At 41.9% G+C, this 18231-nt stretch carries 15 protein-coding genes and 1 pseudogene; 8 read left to right on the top strand and 8 right to left on the bottom strand.

The features are described 5' to 3' along the window. The first annotated feature begins 284 nt into the window (after window positions 1-284). Together FTT83_RS08735 and FTT83_RS08730 are read left to right on the top strand one after the other, a co-directional pair. A complete protein-coding gene (locus tag FTT83_RS08735; protein WP_373456122.1) occupies window positions 285-1238 on the top strand; it encodes an alpha/beta fold hydrolase in 954 nt (317 codons plus the stop codon). A 15-nt stretch (window positions 1239-1253) separates the two neighbouring features. Next, window positions 1254-2261 (top strand): hypothetical protein, encoded by a 1008-nt coding sequence (locus tag FTT83_RS08730; RefSeq protein ID WP_180042932.1) that lies wholly within the window; start codon window positions 1254-1256, stop codon window positions 2259-2261. A gap of 94 nt (window positions 2262-2355) precedes the next feature. On the opposite strand, the gene nfuA is transcribed toward FTT83_RS08730, so the two are convergent. Beyond that, a complete protein-coding gene (gene nfuA, locus FTT83_RS08725; protein ID WP_086195944.1) occupies window positions 2356-2994 on the bottom strand; it encodes a Fe-S biogenesis protein NfuA in 639 nt (212 codons plus the stop codon). A gap of 158 nt (window positions 2995-3152) precedes the next feature. Between nfuA and FTT83_RS08720 the strand changes: the two genes are divergently transcribed. Both FTT83_RS08720 and FTT83_RS08715 read left to right on the top strand, forming a co-directional pair. After that, the gene (locus FTT83_RS08720) at window positions 3153-3770 is read left to right on the top strand and encodes a rhomboid family intramembrane serine protease (RefSeq protein WP_086195945.1); all 618 of its coding nucleotides are present in this window, start codon (window positions 3153-3155) and stop codon (window positions 3768-3770) included. 233 nt (window positions 3771-4003) lie between these two features. After that, the gene (locus FTT83_RS08715; protein ID WP_180042931.1) at window positions 4004-5554 is read left to right on the top strand and encodes a hypothetical protein; all 1551 of its coding nucleotides are present in this window, start codon (window positions 4004-4006) and stop codon (window positions 5552-5554) included. Between the two features lie 323 nt (window positions 5555-5877). Here the strand turns inward: FTT83_RS08715 and FTT83_RS08710 are convergent, their stop codons facing one another. Then, on the bottom strand, window positions 5878-7497 hold the full coding sequence (locus tag FTT83_RS08710; RefSeq protein WP_180042930.1) for an inorganic phosphate transporter: 1620 nt from the start codon (window positions 7495-7497) through the stop codon (window positions 5878-5880). Between the two features lie 468 nt (window positions 7498-7965). Between FTT83_RS08710 and metH the strand changes: the two genes are divergently transcribed. After that, window positions 7966-11655: a methionine synthase gene (metH, locus tag FTT83_RS08705; RefSeq protein ID WP_180176533.1), complete on the top strand. Its 3690-nt coding sequence runs from the start codon at window positions 7966-7968 to the stop codon at window positions 11653-11655. Window positions 11656-11838: 183 nt separating this feature from the next. Here the strand turns inward: metH and FTT83_RS16325 are convergent, their stop codons facing one another. Both FTT83_RS16325 and def read right to left on the bottom strand, forming a co-directional pair. Further along, entirely contained in the window at window positions 11839-12771 is a 933-nt protein-coding gene (locus FTT83_RS16325) for a GGDEF domain-containing protein (RefSeq protein ID WP_180189940.1), read from the bottom strand. Window positions 12772-13130: 359 nt separating this feature from the next. Next, the gene (gene def / locus FTT83_RS08695) at window positions 13131-13610 is read right to left on the bottom strand and encodes a peptide deformylase (protein ID WP_180082113.1); all 480 of its coding nucleotides are present in this window, start codon (window positions 13608-13610) and stop codon (window positions 13131-13133) included. Window positions 13611-13829: 219 nt separating this feature from the next. Between def and FTT83_RS16060 the strand changes: the two genes are divergently transcribed. Then, window positions 13830-14033 carry an amino acid transport protein gene (locus FTT83_RS16060; protein WP_166167563.1) on the top strand — a complete coding sequence of 68 codons (204 nt, stop codon included), beginning with the start codon at window positions 13830-13832 and terminating at the stop codon, window positions 14031-14033. Between the two features lie 561 nt (window positions 14034-14594). Here the strand turns inward: FTT83_RS16060 and FTT83_RS08690 are convergent. The 3 genes from FTT83_RS08690 to pnuC all read right to left on the bottom strand — a co-directional run bounded on the left by FTT83_RS08690 (window position 14595) and on the right by pnuC (window position 16106). Then, a complete protein-coding gene (locus FTT83_RS08690) occupies window positions 14595-15092 on the bottom strand; it encodes a DUF2505 family protein (protein WP_180082114.1) in 498 nt (165 codons plus the stop codon). Window positions 15093-15228: 136 nt separating this feature from the next. Continuing rightward, window positions 15229-15504 carry a hypothetical protein gene (locus FTT83_RS08685; RefSeq protein WP_180082115.1) on the bottom strand — a complete coding sequence of 92 codons (276 nt, stop codon included), beginning with the start codon at window positions 15502-15504 and terminating at the stop codon, window positions 15229-15231. Window positions 15505-15521: 17 nt separating this feature from the next. Beyond that, complete coding sequence (gene pnuC, locus FTT83_RS08680) at window positions 15522-16106, bottom strand: nicotinamide riboside transporter PnuC (RefSeq protein ID WP_180082116.1); 585 nt, start codon at window positions 16104-16106, stop codon at window positions 15522-15524. Window positions 16107-16328: 222 nt separating this feature from the next. Between pnuC and FTT83_RS08675 the strand changes: the two genes are divergently transcribed. Further along, a complete protein-coding gene (locus tag FTT83_RS08675; RefSeq protein WP_180176531.1) occupies window positions 16329-17114 on the top strand; it encodes a crotonase/enoyl-CoA hydratase family protein in 786 nt (261 codons plus the stop codon). Window positions 17115-17260: 146 nt separating this feature from the next. Here FTT83_RS08675 and FTT83_RS08670 read toward each other — a convergent pair whose 3' ends face one another. Further along, window positions 17261-17743: a hypothetical protein gene (locus FTT83_RS08670; protein WP_180176530.1), complete on the bottom strand. Its 483-nt coding sequence runs from the start codon at window positions 17741-17743 to the stop codon at window positions 17261-17263. A gap of 100 nt (window positions 17744-17843) precedes the next feature. On the opposite strand from FTT83_RS08670, the pseudogene FTT83_RS08665 reads away from it, so the two are divergent. Further along, window positions 17844-18231 (top strand): annotated as a pseudogene (locus FTT83_RS08665) (IS701 family transposase); the annotation flags it as partial.

Below are 18231 nucleotides of genomic sequence, written 5' to 3'. Positions count from 1 at the left end.
ATATTTTTATTTAGCTTCAAAAAACGACACGGTTCACATTTTTAAAGCTTTCAGGTTACCGAGTTCAAAAAACAATTCAGTGACATTTCTTTAATAATACTTACAATAAACTACAGACATTTTAAAAAAATTAAATGCTGTCTGAAATTAAATATTTTTATTCCCGATTTATAAATATTATCGTCATGAGTCTTCAAGGATGATCGTCAATGACACAGTCTGGTTCAAATTTTGCTCGATTTGTACGCAACCTCTGTTTGGTGAGTGCCTGCTGTTTTACAGGCATGACTATGGCTCAAAACAATAAAGTGAATATAGAAAAAATAAATTTACAAAACTATCTGATCCAGGAGCGCAGTGAAGCGGGTTTAAAAGCTAAAACCATTAAAGTCGGTGAGATTAGCTGGGCCTATAATGAAGGGGGTTCACGGCAAAAACCGACCATTCTGCTCATTCATGGTTTAGCCGGAAATCGGGACAACTGGAATCGGGTGGCTCATTTTTTAACGCCTTACTATCATGTGGTGATTCCCGACTTACCCAATAATGGTGAAACCAGAACACCTGAAAATTTTGATGCTTCTGTACCCAATGTAACAGAAAACTTGCGTCGTTTTGTCGAAGCCATTGAGGTCGAAGATAAGTTGAATGTGGCCGGACATTCCCTGGGTGGATCGATTGCCACTGTATATGCATCACAATATCCGTTTGATACGCAAAGCCTGTTTCTGCTCAATAGCGCAGGTATTTATACCCAGGCCAATACCCGTTATTCTAAAGATCCGCTGACTCTGAAACAGCTGATTGTGTCCAAACCTAGCGATCTGGAACAGGTGATGCATCGGGTCATGCAAAATCCACCCAGCTTACCTAAGGCTGTAAAATCTGCCCAAGAGAACTACCTGATTACTCAGGCAGCAAAGAATGGCAAACTGATTGATCAGCTGGTGGCACTAAACCGCATTTATACGCCAGAATCCTTTGCCCGTCTGACTCGAACGGTGGAAGCACCTACCCTGATTCTTTGGGGTAAACAGGACAAGATTATTAATGTCGAAGTGGCAAATGAATTAAAATCGTTATTGAAACGCGCCGAAGCTCCTGTCATTCTTAACAATGTGGGACATATGCCAATTTTGGAAGCAGAGCAGGAAGTGGCAGCACATTATTTACCTTTTCTTGCCAAAACCCAGAAGATGAAAAACCCGCTTGCGGATAAACTTATTCCATTAAATTAATTTTTTTGAGACAGTATGCAAAAACATCCGATGATTGAGCAGTTAATTGAAGCTCATCTTGACTTTTTAGAACAAGAGTTTTCACATACTGCCACGATTGAAACTGAATTCCTGAATTTTTATCAATGGTTTAGAAAACAGCCGCTGCAAAAGATCTGGTCCTTTGAGCAAATTAATGCACTTTTGCAAAAGCAGATTTTAACCACGCCAGCGAGTAGCTTTTTGATTGAACAAATCGCTGAGCATCTGCATTTTGCCTTGGTTCATCCGCTTAATAAAGATACTAAAATAGCGGATGTCATTCCGGTTTTAACCATCGACAAAATTGCCCAATATGTCGCGGGCAAAAGTGATCACCGTCAACGCTTGATTAAAAAGGTGGTCAATAATCCTGCTTTTTCCGCCATGATTACCCAGCTCATTCAGCACTCCATTCAAGACTATATGGATAATTCTGTCATGGCCAAACGGGTGCCTGGCGTGTCCCGTTTTATGAAAATGGGCAAATCGGTGTTAGAAACCGTGACCGATTCAAATCTGGATGAAACCATTGCACATTATTTGCAGAAGAATATTTTAAAACTGAGCCAAATGAGTGAGCATGTTCTGAATCAGCACTTTGATAATGAAAAACTCTATCATTTCCAGGCCAACCTTTGGCATAAAGTCAAGGATATGCCTTTAACGGTACTGAAAAATTACATTGAAGTTCAAGATCTCGGTAACACGGTGAATTTAGGCCATGAAATCTGGGATCACATCCGTCAAACGGATTACCTGAAACAGCAGGTTCATGATGGTGTCTATGCATGGTATATCCGCAATCAGGAACGCCCTTTTGATTTCTTACTGCGTGACCTGAATATTGATGAAGCCCTGATTCAACATGAATTACAGCAGTTGCTGGCACCTGTCGTGCAAAAACTGGTTTCATCCGACTATCTACGTGAACGCGCCAGAACATATTTAGAGAAATTTTATTATGCGGAAACGGCACAGAAAATTTTAAATCTGGATACTTAATTTCTAGTGATAAAAAAGCCGCATCATGCGGCTTTCTTGACTTATATAAAAAATAACCTCCTAAGTGGAGGTTATTTTTTGAAATTTTTCAGTCTTATTTGAAATAAGCACCTTCGGTGTTGCTGTGGTCGGTTTGGTCAACCACACGCATCAATTCAGGAACATGCTGTTTCAAGGTGGTTTCTACACCCTGTTTCAACGTTAAGTCAATCGATGAACAGCCCTGGCAGCCACCACCAAATTTCAGTACTGCAGTTAAACCGTGCTCTTCATCTTCCACCACTTCAACCAGTGCACAGTTACCGCCATGTCCTGCAAGTCCCGGGTTAATTTCGGACTGAAGTACATAAGTGATACGTTCTTCTACCGATGCATCCGGACCGACACGTGGTACTTTTGAATTAGGTGCACGGAAGGTTAATTGACCGCCAAAACGGTCTTTATTGTAATCAATTACAGCATCCAGCAAATACGGAATTGACGGAGTATCAATAAATGCCGGGAAATCCGGATAATCCTGTTTATAGTCGGTTGGCACAACTTCGTCAGGTGCACTATATGCCATGCAACATTCAGCACGTGGCGTACCAGGATTTTCCACAAAAACACGCACCCCAATGCCAGGTGTGTTTTGCTTTTCTAACAAATCCTTTAAATACTCTTGAGCAGTCGGAGTAATCAATAAGTTTGGAATCTCTTCTACAACTGCAGTGCTGGTGTTCTCAGTCGACATAACAATTTTTCCTCAAGCTGAAGTGTCCATTTTAACTGAAGATGCGGGGTAATTTCATAAATTCAACTAAAATTGTCGGATTTATTGTGAAAGTTCCACTTAAGCTACCATTTAATGGCATTATGAACGATAAATTTTGAAATGTAGAACTTGCTTTTATGTTGGATTTACCTTTTAACCACACCGTTACGCTGATTCTTATTACCGTTATTATCTCGCTGATTGCGTTTTCAAACCAGAAAGTCATGAGCCGACTCATTTTCTGGCCACCCGCGATGCAGCGTGGACAATATGATCGTTTTATTACCCATGGTTTTGTGCATGCAGATGGGACTCACCTGTTATTCAACATGATTACCCTGTTCTTTTTTGGCAGCGTGATTGAAAGTTTTTATCGGCAATATATGTACGATTTAGGCTTTGTACTGTTTTATTTGGGCGGGTTGATTGCAGCAATTATTCCAAGTTATTTAGAACATAAAAATGATCATCGCTGGGCCAGTTTGGGTGCCTCTGGTGCAGTGTCTGCGGTCCTGTTTGCCTATATTCTGTTTGAACCGTGGAAATTGATCTTTGTATTTTTTATTCCCGTACCGGCGATTATTTTTGCCGTGCTGTATGTCGCTTATAGCATCTGGTCAGGTAAACGCGGCAATTCCAATATCAACCATAGTGCACATTTATGGGGCGCAGCTTATGGCGTAATCATGACCATCATTATTGAACCACGGCTTATTGGCCACTTTTTGAATAAATTGATGCAATTTCCTTTTTAAGGATATTGAGAAGGATAGAATCACCCTGCATATATGCTTAAAAAATTGCAGGTTTGCTCAATAAGGCGTATTGCTGACATTTAACTATTTAGGAGCGCAATGCTCCTTTTTTATTGTTTATTGCTAAAAGAATATTTACATAATTTTGTCATTAAATGCTACCCCTCAAATCAATTTGGCATAGATAATGTAGACATCTGTATATTAATGCGCAAAAAAAAGAGATCTTTTGCATGTCCACTTCATTAAATGGTCTTCAATTCCCGATTAATGCCACCAGCAAAAAGGCCAGTACCTCACAAACAGGCAAAGAAATTATTGCTGAAGCCCTGTCTATAGTCGACAACAAGTCATCGATGTATGCACTTGCCGAAAAAAATTGGCGCAAGAACTATCCGATTTACTTCAAGGCCTTGGTGGAACAAGGCATTCACACCATCAACAACTCTATTACCATTGCAAAACAAGGCTTGCATAAAGCCCATCATAGCTTTGACTTTTATCGTGATGGTCAACGCTATTTATTGAAAGACATCATGAAAGATGTTGATACCGCCACCTTGTATACCATTCAGCTCAAAGGTGAAAGTGATGCTGCACCAGAATGGTATGTCCCTTATAAAGGGAAAAAATTACAAGGCCAGGCTTTACTAAATCAAATCCAGATCTGGCAAGATGCAGGCATTATCGAATGCAGCCATGCCGATGCCCTGCGTACGGCACAGGCACATCCGGAATGGTTTGATCTTTCTGACCGTACCATGGTGCTATTTGGTGCAGGGTCTGAAGCCGGTCCGCTAACCTGGCTGGCACGCTGGAAAGCCAATATTGTCGCAGTAGATTTACCCAATACCCGGGTGTGGGACAGAATCCTCAACACCATTCAGCAAGGCAACGCCACACTTTATGCACCTTGCACGGAAAAACTGGCAGAAGATACCTCAAGCACAGTGCTGAAAGAAAAATTAGGCGCAGATTTACTCACCCAAACCCCTGAAATTGCCCATTGGTTAAGCCAAAGTGAACGTCAGCTTGACCTGGCTGCCATTGCCTATCTCGATGGTGAAAAGCATGTCCGTGTTGCCATGGCCATGGACAGCATCATGGAATATGTCAGTGAGCAAAAATCGGATACCAGTTTGATGTTCATGTGCACGCCAACCGATGTCTATGCCATTCCGAAGGAAGTCGTTGAAGCATCTTATGACAAGTTCCAATGTCGTTCCAAAGTCCGGCAGCTTATGAGTAAAGGTATTTCAGCCGTTACCGCTAAGCGCTTTTTCCAGCAGAATCTACATATGCTCATTCCGTCGGACAATGGTCAGGAATATGGCATTGCGGACTGTCTGGTGGTCGAGCAAGGTCCAAACTATGCTTTGGCCAAACGGATCCAGCAGTGGCGTGCAACACTGGCGCGTCATTATGGACAACGGGTCAGTATCAATATTGCGCCGTCTACCACGACCCATTCAGTTACCAAAAATCCGTTATTGAAAGCGGCCTTCAATGGTGCAAGCCTGTTCGATGTGGAATCGTTTAGCCCTGAAACCACCAATGCCTTAATGGCTGCCTTATGGATTTATGACCTGCGTCATCCAGAGTCGGTTGCCAATCCAGAAACCCATCTGGATCATCCGCTGGAACTGATGATGAAAGGCGCCAACCATGGCGGATTGTGGCGTGTGCCTTATTTGGCCCGCACCGCTCTGCCTTTTGCCGCACTGTATGGCTTTGCCAACGAAAAATTGCCGATTAAGCGAGTGTTAGGCAAATTTAAGAAATAAGGGTGGATTTTTCTCTCTTGATGAATATTTTTATTGTCCTCTCGTTTTAGTCCATCTCCTTCTAAGAGGAGAGTATCCTGAGAATATATTCTGAGTACGCAAGAGAGAAGTCATTTTTTACTGTACTAAAAGATACATATATTAATAAAACCCTCCACCTCTTACGGAATATATTCCTCATCCCAAAGGGAGGAGGAATTTCTCTCTTTTTAAAAGATGATTAGTTCTGCTCATCCAGAAAGAGTTTATTTTTTTAAAAACCAAGTATTCATTAGAAACAAAAAACGCTGCAATTGCAGCGTTTTTTGTTTCTAACAGACGTCTTAAACGAACTGTAAGAATAGCCAGTACAAACCACCAGATAAACAGATGGTCGCTGGTAAAGTGAAGACCCATGCCGATAAAATCGTACGTACCATTTGCAAATTCAAACCTGATTTATTGGCTACCATGGTACCTGCAACTGCACTGTTCAAAACGTGTGTGGTTGATACCGGCATACCAAAACCATCTGCTGCAGCAATAGTAGTCATCGCAACAAGTTCGGCTGACATGCCTTGACCATAAGTCATATGGTTTTTACCAATACGTTCACCTACAGTGACCACAATACGTTTCCAGCCCACCATCGTACCCAGACCTAATGCCAGGGCAACAGCCACTTTCACCCAGGTTGGAATGTACTGCAGGAATGAATCCAGGTTTTTACGATATTCTTTAACTAACTTGCTTTGATCTTTTGACATTTCAGGAAGCTGCTCAGCTTTATCTAAACGCTTAAACGCAGTCGTGCTGAGATACATATCATTGCGGATCGCAGAAACTTCAGCCTCTGGAATAGTGTGAATATCATCATATTTGGCAACACGTTCGCCCAAATGATCTGTCAAGCTTGCTAAAGCAGGAACCACTTCAGGGTTCACTTCTTTGGTTTGAATATATTTGGTAATGACAGCACGTGCCTGAGCATCCGTAATATTTTCATGCTGCGGATAAATAGCAGTAGCCGTTTGCTGAGACAATTGCTCAAAAGACTGAATATGTGCACTGTCGAAATTCTTATTTAAAGAATAAGCCAATGGTACACAACCAATCAAAATCAGCATAATCAAGCCCATGCCTTTTTGACCGTCATTTGAACCATGCGCGAAACTCACACCAGTACAGGTGAAAATCAAAATCGCACGAATTAAAGGGGGTGGCGGCTTGTTACCTTCAGGCGGATGAAAAAGCTCTAACTGTTTACGGAAGATTTTTTTCACCAGTAAAAACAGGACAGCAGCAAAAGCAAAACCAATCAGCGGAGAAAACAGCAGTGCTTTACCTACTTTCATCACCTGTTCCATATCTATGCCGCTTGCGCCAGCGCCTGAATGAAGCAGGTAGTTCATAATACCCACACCTAAAATCGAACCGATTAGAGTATGTGAGCTTGATGCCGGAATACCCATGAACCAGGTACCCAAATTCCAGAGAATCGCAGCAATCAGCATGGCAAAAACCATGGCAAAGCCTGCGCCTGAACCGACATTCATAATCAGCTCTACAGGTAATAAAGCAATAATGCCGTAAGCAACAGCACCACTTGCCACCATTACCCCTAGGAAGTTACAGAAGCCTGCCCACATGACAGCTACAGGTGCAGATAAGGCATTGGTATAAATAACAGTTGCGACTGCGTTGGCCGTGTCATGAAAACCATTAACAAATTCAAAGCCTAAAGCAATTAATAAAGCAGTCGCCAAAAGAATAACGGAATATAAACTTAATGCTGGCACATGCGCCAAATCGGTCGAAAGCTGAAAACCGATATACACTAAAGTTGAAATAATAACCGTGAGAAACACCGGCATAAAAAATTTCGGTGTAGCAACATGCACATTCGTCGATTTCGCTGGTGCTGATGGCACCTGATCTTGGACGGGAGGAATATTAGAATTCATGCAGACGGTTCAAAGGGATAATAAAATCCCCTTATTGTTCAATTTAATTGTGACAATTATATGACAAAGAGCTGTCATATAAAGCAGTTTTTCATACTTTATTTACTGTTATGCACTCACTAAAACCCATCAAATTATTTCACTTTAATAAAATAAATCAATTGGTTAGAATACATAATTCACTGTTATTTATTTTGAAAATCAATGTTTCAGCTTATCTGATATAAATTCATATTTATTGTCATATTTGCTCCTGCCTATTGCTCATTTTCCATCATGCCTGATTAATATGACAAATTCGTGAAGCATTCCAAGCATTTATATTAAATATACTTGGCAACAAATATGTCTAATTATTCAACAACCTAATATATAGTGCGTGCCCCTGACCTGCGAATATCAATAAAACTGGATTGAATTCTGTTAATATATTTGCCGATTTTATATTCCACCGGATTGGGGTTATTTATGTCCACGCTTGCCACCCTAAAAGAGCTGCTCGCTCAACGGATTCTGATTATCGACGGTGCGATGGGCACCATGATTCAGCGTCACAAACTCGAAGAAGCTGACTACCGTGGTGAGCGTTTTGCTGACTGGGCATCTGACCTGAAAGGCAACAATGACCTTTTGGTGTTGACCCAGCCGCACATTATCCAGGGTATTCACGAAGCTTATCTGGAAGCGGGTGCCGACATTATTGAAACCAACAGTTTCAACGGTACACGTGTTTCTATGTCGGATTACCACATGGAAGATCTGGTTCCGGAAATTAACCGTGAAGCGGCACGTATTGCCAAAGAAGCCTGCCAAAAATATTCAACCCCAGACAAACCGCGTTTTGTTGCTGGTGTACTTGGGCCGACATCACGTACCTGTTCGATTTCACCGAATGTAAACGACCCTGCTTTCCGTAACATCACCTTTGATGAATTAAAAGAAAACTATATCGAAGCGGCGCATGCGCTGATTGAAGGCGGTGCAGATATTCTGCTGATTGAAACCGTATTCGATACCTTGAACTGTAAAGCGGCGATCTTTGCAGTAAAAGAAGTCTTTAACCAGATTGGCTATGAATTGCCATTGATGATTTCAGGGACGATTACCGATGCTTCAGGCCGTACATTAACAGGCCAAACCGCAGAAGCATTCTGGAACTCGGTTCGTCACGGTGATTTGTTATCAATTGGCTTTAACTGTGCTCTGGGTGCAGATGCCATGCGTCCACACGTAAAAACGGTGTCTGACGTTGCCGATGTATTCGTATCTGCCCATCCAAACGCAGGCTTGCCAAATGCCTTCGGTGGTTATGATGAGACTCCGGAACAAACTGCTGCCTTCCTGAAAGAATTTGCCGAGAGCGGTTTAATCAACATTACTGGCGGCTGCTGCGGTACCACACCGGATCATATCCGCGCCATTGCCAACGCAGTAAAAGACATCAAGCCACGTCAGGTTCCTGAAACCAAACCAGCTTGCCGTTTAAGCGGTTTAGAACCATTTAACATCACAGAAGAATCTTTATTCGTCAACGTCGGTGAACGTACCAACGTCACCGGTTCGAAAAAATTCCTGCGTTTGATTCGTGAAGAAAAATTTGCTGAAGCATTAGAAGTCGCACAGCAGCAGGTTGAAGCCGGTGCGCAAATTATCGACATCAACATGGATGAAGGCATGCTCGATTCACAAGGTGCAATGGTGCACTTCCTGAATCTGGTCGCCTCTGAACCGGAAATTTCACGTGTACCCATCATGATTGACTCATCTAAATGGGAAATCATTGAAGCGGGCTTGAAATGCGTACAAGGCAAACCGGTCGTCAACTCGATTTCCTTAAAAGAAGGTTATGACGAGTTTGTCCATAAAGCACGCCTTTGCCGTCAGTACGGTGCAGCCGTGATCGTGATGGCATTTGACGAAGATGGTCAGGCCGATACTGCCGCACGTAAACGTGAAATCTGTAAGCGTTCATACGATGTTTTAGTGAATGAAGTCGGCTTCCCGGCTGAAGACATCATCTTTGACCCGAACGTGTTTGCTGTGGCAACTGGTATTGAAGAACACAATAACTATGCCGTGGACTTCATTGAAGCGACCGGCTGGATTAAACAGAACCTTCCGCATGCCATGATTTCCGGTGGCGTGTCCAACGTATCGTTCTCATTCCGTGGTAACGAGCCGGTACGTGAAGCGATTCACTCGGTATTCCTTTACCATGCCATCAAGCAAGGCATGACCATGGGGATCGTAAACGCTGGTCAAATGGCAATTTACGATGACATCCCTGCCGAATTGAAAGCTGCAGTTGAAGATGTCATCCTGAACCAAAACCAGGGTGAAAGCGGCCAAGAAGCGACTGAAAAGCTGCTTGAAGTGGCTGAGCAATATCGCGGTCAGGCTGGCGCACAAAAAGCTGTTGAAAATCTTGAATGGCGCAATGAGTCAGTTGAAAAACGCCTTGAATATGCACTGGTCAAAGGTATTACCACCTTTATTGATGAAGACACCGAAGAAGCGCGTTTAAAATCAAAACGTCCGCTGGATGTGATTGAAGGTCCACTGATGGACGGCATGAACGTGGTCGGTGACCTGTTCGGTTCAGGGAAAATGTTCCTGCCGCAAGTGGTGAAATCTGCCCGCGTGATGAAACAAGCCGTAGCTTGGTTGAACCCGTACATCGAAGCAGAAAAATCTGGCGGTGAATCTAAAGGTAAAGTGTTGATGGCGACCGTAAAAGGCGATGTGCACGATATCGGCAAGAATATTGTTGGCGTGGTATTGGGCTGTAACGGTTATGACATCATCGACCTTGGGGTGATGGTACCGTGCGAGAAGATTCTGCAAACGGCAATTGACGAGAAGGTTGATATCATCGGTCTTTCTGGCTTGATTACCCCATCTTTGGATGAAATGGTCTTCGTTGCCAAAGAAATGCAGCGTAAAGGTTTCAATGTACCGTTAATGATTGGCGGTGCAACTACATCGAAAGCGCATACTGCGGTGAAAATTGATCCGCAATATTCAAATGATGCCGTCATTTACGTAGCTGATGCTTCACGTGCGGTGGGTGTAGCAACTACCCTGCTGTCTAAAGAGATGAAACCTGCCTTTGTGGCAGAAACTCGCGCTGAATATGAAAAAGTGCGTGAGCGTATTGCCAACAAACAGCCGAAAGCAGCCAAACTGTCTTATGCAGAATCGGTAGAAAATGGCTTGAAAATTGACTTTGCAGCCAACGCACCTATGAAGCCAAACTTCATTGGTACGCAAACACTGACCAATTATCCTCTGGAAACTTTGGTTAAATACTTTGACTGGACACCGTTCTTCATTTCCTGGAGCTTGGCAGGTAAATTCCCTGCAATTCTGAAAGATGAAGTTGTGGGTGAAGCAGCAACTGATTTGTATGAACAAGCGCAGAAAATGCTGAAAGACATCATCGACAACAAACGCTTTGATGCACGTGCGGTATTTGGCATCTATCCTGCCAACCGTTCAGGTGCAGACAGTGTTGAAGTCTATGATGAAACTGGCGCAACTATTACGCATACTTTCCAGCATATCCGTCAGCAGTCTGACAAAGTCACCGGTAAACCAAACTTGTCATTGGCGGACTTTGTTGCGCCTAAAGGTGTGGCGGATGACTACCTGGGTGGTTTCACCGTTTCGATTTTCGGTGCAGAAGAATTAGCAAATGAATACAAAGCCAAAGGCGATGACTACTCTGCCATTCTGGTGCAATCTTTGGGTGACCGTTTTGCCGAAGCTTTTGCAGAGCACTTGCATGAACGTATTCGTAAAGAGTTCTGGGGCAACCAGGCATCTGAACAGTTGTCGAATGAAGAGTTGATTAAAGAGAAGTATGTCGGTATTCGTCCTGCACCGGGCTATCCGGCTTGTCCTGAGCATTCTGAAAAAGCGCCGTTGTTTGACTGGTTAGGTTCTACTGACAAGATTGGTACGCAATTAACTTCAAGCTTTGCAATGTGGCCACCTTCATCAGTGAGCGGTTTCTACTATGCGAACCCTGAGTCACAATACTTTAATGTGGGTAAGATTGCAGGTGATCAGCTTGAGGATTATGCGAAACGTAAAGGCTGGACTTTAGATGAGGCGAAGCGTTGGTTAGCGCCTAATTTGGATGATTCGGTTCAGTAATTATTAGATGAATAAAAATCCCCTCATTCGAGGGGATTTTTTTATTTGAATCTTTTAATCCCCCTAAATCCCCCTTTGAAAAAGGGGGACTTTCAAGTATCAATAGAATCAAGAGAAAAACTGCTAAAAGTATATGTCGGAAATTTTTACAATTTATGATCATGAACCCCTAGCAATACAAGCTTAAACAGCAGGCTTTAAGTTTAACTCTAAATAATTCCGCACCTGATTACGTCCCTTTTGTTTAGCTAAATATAAAGCCCGGTCTGCCATACGAATGATGTGTTCTTTTTTGGCATTTTCCTGAGAAAGAGCTACCCCAAAACTGGCACTGGTTTTTAAAATTTTCCCTGTTTCCAGCTCAAATTCTTCCTGTTCAATAATTTTTCGGCAGCGTTCTGCAATCTCGATTGCCTGCTGCAAATTTTGATCTTTTAAAATCAGGATAAACTCTTCACCACCAAAACGCCCCACCACATCCTGTATTCGCGTTGTGGTAGATAAAATGGTGGCTACACGCTGCAAAACAGCATCTCCGGTTTCATGACCATAATCATCATTAATTTTTTTAAAATAGTCCAAATCCAGCAACACCACGGCATAGGTCGCTTTTTTCCTGCTTTCCAACGTGCTGAGCTGTTCCCCAATATAACGACGATTAAAGACATTGGTCAGCGCATCGGTCTGACTCATTTTTTTAATCTTCATTTCACGACGGCGCCACTGCGAGAGCAAAATTTCAAAAAATAAAATTGAAGTGAGCAAGATAGGCAGATAGACCTCAGCCATACTTTTGATCCAGAACGGATTATGATAAAACTCGCTATGTGTCAGGGTATCACTGAACACAGGTGCATAGCGAATGACCCCATTAAAAGTTAAATAGCTGATAACAATAGTAAAAATAGAAGCAAAAAGGGCGATGCCATAGATCATTTTACGTGAATAATAGACCAGGCCAATCAGCACAATATTGACAAAACCGGCAATGGTTGCAGGACTAAACATACCCACGGTATAGCCTGCATAAATCATCACTGCACCAAAAAACACCGGTGAAAAATAGGCAATAAATTGACGGAATTTTGCATTGTGTTTATATCTGTAGCTAAGCACAATCATGCCGATAAAAACAATTAAGGTGGCAACTACCGTACTAATACGGACGAAAAAAAAGTCATGATTAATCCAGACCCGATTTTCTTCTGAATAGCAACTAAACAGATACCATTTAATCGCGCTGACTTGGCAAAATGCTCCAAAAAAGCAGAGCAATATGCCCTTGTCAAAATTGGACCAGTTAATAATTAAATTATCGGATTCAAATAGATGAAACTTGACTCTGCCCCAGGAATGAAAAGTCAGCCTGAATATTTTTCTAAAAAATTTCATGTTCGTTATTGTATCTTTATAATTTATAGATTTTTTATTAGCTCAAAATTATACCAAAAGTACAAAAAACAAACAATATATACTTATATCCTGTCGATAAACAGCACTCCATCCAAATGGTCCACTTCATGTTGCACAATTCGGGCAGGAAAACCACTCAAGGTCGTTTCTACCACTGTACCCTCTAAAGTGCAATAACGCAGCTTAATGCTTTCAGCACGAGCGACTTGCCCACGCTCATCCGGTACACTTAAACAGCCCTCTTCACCCAAAACCGTCAACTCAGATTTTTCTAGAATTTCAGGATTTACCATCACCAGCGCATCCATTTCAGGTGCATCGGGATAACGCGGGTTCGGACGTGAGGCCACAATAATGACCCGTTTTGACACATAGACCTGAGGGGCTGCGATCCCTACGCCGTTGCGCGCCAACATGGTGGCATGCATGGCTTCCGCAAGTTCTTTTAGCCAAGGACTATTCAACTCAGTCTTTGCCACTTCTGCCGCTGTTAACGTCAAAATGCTTTCACCACGTTGTGCAACAGCTAAAATGGTGCTCATCTATTTTTTCCTTACCCAGCGATAACGCCAGAATCACTATCTTTTTCAATTCAAAATTCTATAGAAATATTAACCTCAAAATGTGCTGGGTGATATTCAGTTTTAAACTTTCTATTGCATATTTATGAATGATTTATGCTGTTCGAAATGCTCAAACTTTTAAGCCCCTTTTAATTTTTCCTGATTATTATTTGCCAAATTTCTTTATCAATAAAAAATATGACAACTGCCCAACTCCTGCTCGGTGTGCTTTTTAGTTCTATAGGCTTAGGCTATTTTTTGTATGGGAAAAAGCAAAAAGCGGTCATGCCCTGGATCTGTGGCTTGGTTCTGATGATTTTCCCTTATTTTATAGAAAGTACTGGTCTATTGACCACAATCGGTGTTGTTCTATCTATTGCCCCCTATTTTATCCGGCTTTAATTGAGTGACAGATCAGAGTGATTTTATTGATAAAATGAAAATGCCGTGAGTTTTGAGCGTTCCGATGCGTTTAATATATAAAGACAGCTATCATCATGCAAAAGTTTGATTCATATTATTACAAGTTGATTGGCAGACTACATGAGAACGGAAAAAAGTGAGGTTATAGCGTTATTTAGCTAAAGATTAACTATAAAAAAAACCTTCAGTTGAAATAATGCTGATCAGTTAAGGAGTTTAGAAATAAACTCTTTAATTTTTTCGTAATTCATGGCGGAGTCTTACCGTTTTAAATCAAACTCTTGCAGCTCATTTGTTACTTTGGTTTCGCCCTGAGAAGCACTGCTTCGTAAGACCAAAGGCATTTGTCATCCGCAAAACTCGTCAACCACCATCAACCAGAAAATTCGTCGCAGAAACAATCATTTTTTATGTAGTCCTGCCTCAAACAGTTGCGGATGACTTTCCCACATATCAAATACAGTCATGAATTTAAAAAAGAAAATGCCAATCAATTTCTTAACTGACTGGCATTACTTCAGTTGAAGAGCTTTTTATGGATTAAGCGACTAAACTTTTCTTTAACTCATCTTCCACAATCTGGATTTCCAGCTGGCTAAATTTGCGAATTTCTGTTTCGGCATGTTTTTCCAGCATAGCTGAAATCAAAGGGACTTTTACTTTGACATGCCAATTCAGACTAATGTGAATTTTCTGCTCATCTCCTGTCACCAGACGTTCGCAATTCGCTTCTAAAGGCATATTTGCACCCAAGGTAATATTTGAAGTTAATGCAGCTAAATCGGTAACATCGGTACGTTTGACTCGAAATGCATCTTTAAGGAATTTTTTCGCTATGTCTGGAATGTTGACATCCAAGTTATAGGCACGGCGTAAAGTGTAAATATCACCGCTTGTTTTCGATTCAATAATTTCCAGTTTTTCCCCGGGAATACGTCGGCATACTGCCTCGTGTAAGGCTGTATTTGCTACAAGTCGCTTGAACTGATCAATTGAAACACCCTGAATTGTAGAATTCACAGTAAAACGATGTGCCATATTTTCTAATCCTTTGTTTTTCTAGTGGTTGTTTTAAATTTTTCTAAACCATTCGATCATCACTGATCTAGCCTATTTTTATAGCTCTTTATTTAATTAAATCTTAAAGCTGTTGTCATTGACCCTCTATACCAAACTATTCAGCACGTATGCCACAATGAATGACTATTTTCTCGGCACAGCAAATACTGAGAAAATGCCCACGATATTCAATGATCGCATCAAACTGTTCAGCACCATCATCCAGACCTGTGGCAGTCCAGGTTGTGCCTTGAGGAAAATCCTGCAACCAGGCCGCTTTATAAAAGTCAGAAACAGAATCAAAGTTGAGATATTTTTCCGGCTCGGCTTGAATTCGGGCTGCCAGTTCGTCAAACCTGCGCAACTGATATTGAGTAAAGTCGATCAGCATGCATTACTCCTCAGGGTTTAAACACCTTTGAACTGAGTCAAAGCCTGTTTCTTTTTCACCTGCTCCCACTGCCACCAGCCAAAAGCTGCCAGACCAACAAAAGCCGCATACAAAGCAGCAGTTAAGAATAAGTCTTTATAAATAAACATGCCGACATAAACAATATCGACAAAAACCCACAACACCCAGGTGGCAATATGTTTACGGCTGGTCCAATAGGTGGCCAGCAGGCTAAATGCAGCCAGTTGTGAATCCAGCATAGGCACAGCGGCATCGGTAAAATGCTTTAGCGTTAAACCGAAAATTAAACCGCCAATCGCGGCCAGCAACATTTGGAAAATCACTGTTTTTGTGGCGATCGGCTCAATCCGAATTTCATGATCTTGCTGCTTGCCTTTCAGCCAGTGATAGAATCCATAAAAGTTCACCACGATGAAAAAGAGCTGCAAGATGGCTTCGCCATAGAGCTTGAATTGATAAAAGAGATAGGCATATAGTACAAAAGCTGCAAAGTTAAACCACCAGCACCACATATTGCGTTTAATGGTGAGTGTCACCCCAATCAGACTAATAATAACCGCAACAATTTCTAGAGGTGACATGACAATAATCAAACAGCGAATAGGTGTTGCTATTATGAAAAAAAAAGCCCTGAACGCAAGATAAATTATGTCTATTTTGTCCCATCCCTCGCCTATCAATACTGTGCTTTCACCTGCACATTGTGTCATTTCAAAAGTATTGAAAAATTTGCCTGCACTCATTTGACAGTTTTCTAACAAGCGTTTAAAACCTAAAAAAACAGTTCATCTGGAAAAATAACCATGTCACCACAACAAGGAAAAGTCAGTCGGGAAATTCGCGGGTCTCTGTTCCTGATTGGCCTCGACCGTACTGCCAAAAGAAATGCCTTTGATAGCCATATGATTCATGATCTGTCACTGGCCTTAACTGAATATGAAGATGACACGGAATTACGTTGTGCAGTTATTTTTGCCCATGGTGATCATTTCACTGCCGGACTGGATTTGGTTGAATTACAACCTAAACTGGAAACAGGCGTATTTGATTTTGATCATGCGCAAATTAACCCTTGGGGTACCAGCTCAAGAATACGCAAGAAACCGGTGGTTGTTGCCGTACAAGGGATTTGTTATACCGCAGGCATAGAGTTGATGCTGAATGCCGATATCGTCATTGCACAGGACAATTGCCAGTTCGCACAAATGGAAGTACAGCGTGGCATTTTACCCTTTGGCGGTGCAACCGTGCGTTTTGTACAGGCTGCGGGCTGGTCCAAAGCCATGCGCTATTTACTGACTGGCGATCACTTTGATGCAGCAACAGCACTGGATTTAAACCTGATTAGTGAAATTATCCCTGAACCGCCATTACAACGTGCCATTGAACTGGCGGAACATATTGCCCAGGCTGCTCCACTGGCCGTTCAGGCAACCTTAGCTTCTGCCAAAGAAGCAGCTGAACAGGGTGCTGCAACTGCATTTGCCCATTTACAGCAACATCTGGCTCCATTGCTTAAAACTCAGGATGTACAAGAAGGTGTCATGGCCATGCTGCAACGCCGCGCCCCTGAATTTAAAGGCCGATAATTAAATAGCCAAGTGTCGTCTGACTCCAGTCATAACACGAGTTTGCCATGCCAAATTACAAGCAGCAGTGATAAAGCAGTCATTTTAATCTCAGTCCAGCTGCCTGTTCAGCAATATCAGCAGCAGTATAAGAGGCCTAGTTTCAGTCAGGCACGGCTATGCTGTTCCTTGAATTCACATTTATGCTCACAACCGAAACGGTCAATATGAGTATAAAATACCCCATAACGTCCGACATAATATTCTAAAGACTGGTCATAGAAAGTCCAGTAAACCGACCATTCGCCCAAGTCCAGCTGACGAATCCGGGTTTGGGCTTTGGCAGGCAATTTTCTTAACACACCTTCTTGAACCCCGATGGCCTGACTTAAGTTGCGTTCGGTCAGATGGCGTTCAAAAAATATCTGGCAGACATCATCAAACAGCTGTTGTTCATATTCTTCCACCTCATCTACCCGCGCTTGTGCTGTGGATAAGGGCTGTGCCGAGGTCGCATCGGGTTTGATTAAATCGGCGAGCTGCTTAATTCTAAATTGCTGTAAATGTTGATTGATCTGAATTTTTAAAAATATTTTCCAAAGGACAATCAGTCCAATGCAAACACATAGCCCCAAGAGTATTTTCACCATAGCGTCACTCTCATGAATAAATAATTATTATTTTTATATTATATTAGGACTTACGCATTGACGGATTCAAAAAAGTATTAAAATACTTTATAAAGTATCTGTGATCAGACGAATTAAAAATGCTTCTACAGCAACTTGTACTCTACCCATTTATATGGGCTTTCTCATGACAGAACCGAACTCTATTAGCTGCACACAACTTGCCGAGACTTATAACATCTCGCATGATAGTGTAAATCGCTTTCTAGAGCGTGAAGACTACACACCTCACGACCTATATCAAGAAGCAATTCAACATATTGATAATAATAAACTTATAGTCAGTATTGATGATACTGTTTTAGATAAACCGTATAGTCAGCATATGGACTTAGTTAGCTATTTTTGGTCAGGCAAACACCACCGATCCGTCAAGGGTATTAATCTCATTACCTTGTATGCGACAGATCAAAATGGTCAAAATATTCCAATTAATTTCCGAATTTATG

It is taken from the genome of Acinetobacter sp. YH01018 (assembly GCF_013420295.1).
Classification (GTDB): Bacteria; Pseudomonadota; Gammaproteobacteria; order Pseudomonadales; family Moraxellaceae; genus Acinetobacter.
The sequence above is the reverse complement of the archived record's forward strand: the minus strand, read 5'-3'. Positions and strand labels throughout refer to the sequence as shown.

Bases quoted from the DNA above. Each gene is read 5' to 3' on its own strand.
- FTT83_RS08735 (WP_373456122.1), top strand. From the start codon at position 285: ATGACTATGGCTCAAAACAATAAAGTGAATATAGAAAAAATAAATTTA.
- FTT83_RS08730 (WP_180042932.1), top strand. From the start codon at position 1,254: ATGCAAAAACATCCGATGATTGAGCAGTTAATTGAAGCTCATCTTGAC.
- nfuA (WP_086195944.1), bottom strand. From the start codon at position 2,994: ATGTCGACTGAGAACACCAGCACTGCAGTTGTAGAAGAGATTCCAAAC.
- FTT83_RS08720 (WP_086195945.1), top strand. From the start codon at position 3,153: ATGTTGGATTTACCTTTTAACCACACCGTTACGCTGATTCTTATTACC.
- FTT83_RS08715 (WP_180042931.1), top strand. From the start codon at position 4,004: ATGTCCACTTCATTAAATGGTCTTCAATTCCCGATTAATGCCACCAGC.
- FTT83_RS08710 (WP_180042930.1), bottom strand. From the start codon at position 7,497: ATGAATTCTAATATTCCTCCCGTCCAAGATCAGGTGCCATCAGCACCA.
- metH (WP_180176533.1), top strand. From the start codon at position 7,966: ATGTCCACGCTTGCCACCCTAAAAGAGCTGCTCGCTCAACGGATTCTG.
- def (WP_180082113.1), bottom strand. From the start codon at position 13,610: ATGAGCACCATTTTAGCTGTTGCACAACGTGGTGAAAGCATTTTGACG.
- FTT83_RS16060 (WP_166167563.1), top strand. From the start codon at position 13,830: ATGACAACTGCCCAACTCCTGCTCGGTGTGCTTTTTAGTTCTATAGGC.
- FTT83_RS08690 (WP_180082114.1), bottom strand. From the start codon at position 15,092: ATGGCACATCGTTTTACTGTGAATTCTACAATTCAGGGTGTTTCAATT.
- FTT83_RS08685 (WP_180082115.1), bottom strand. From the start codon at position 15,504: ATGCTGATCGACTTTACTCAATATCAGTTGCGCAGGTTTGACGAACTG.
- pnuC (WP_180082116.1), bottom strand. From the start codon at position 16,106: ATGTCACCTCTAGAAATTGTTGCGGTTATTATTAGTCTGATTGGGGTG.
- FTT83_RS08675 (WP_180176531.1), top strand. From the start codon at position 16,329: ATGTCACCACAACAAGGAAAAGTCAGTCGGGAAATTCGCGGGTCTCTG.
- FTT83_RS08670 (WP_180176530.1), bottom strand. From the start codon at position 17,743: ATGGTGAAAATACTCTTGGGGCTATGTGTTTGCATTGGACTGATTGTC.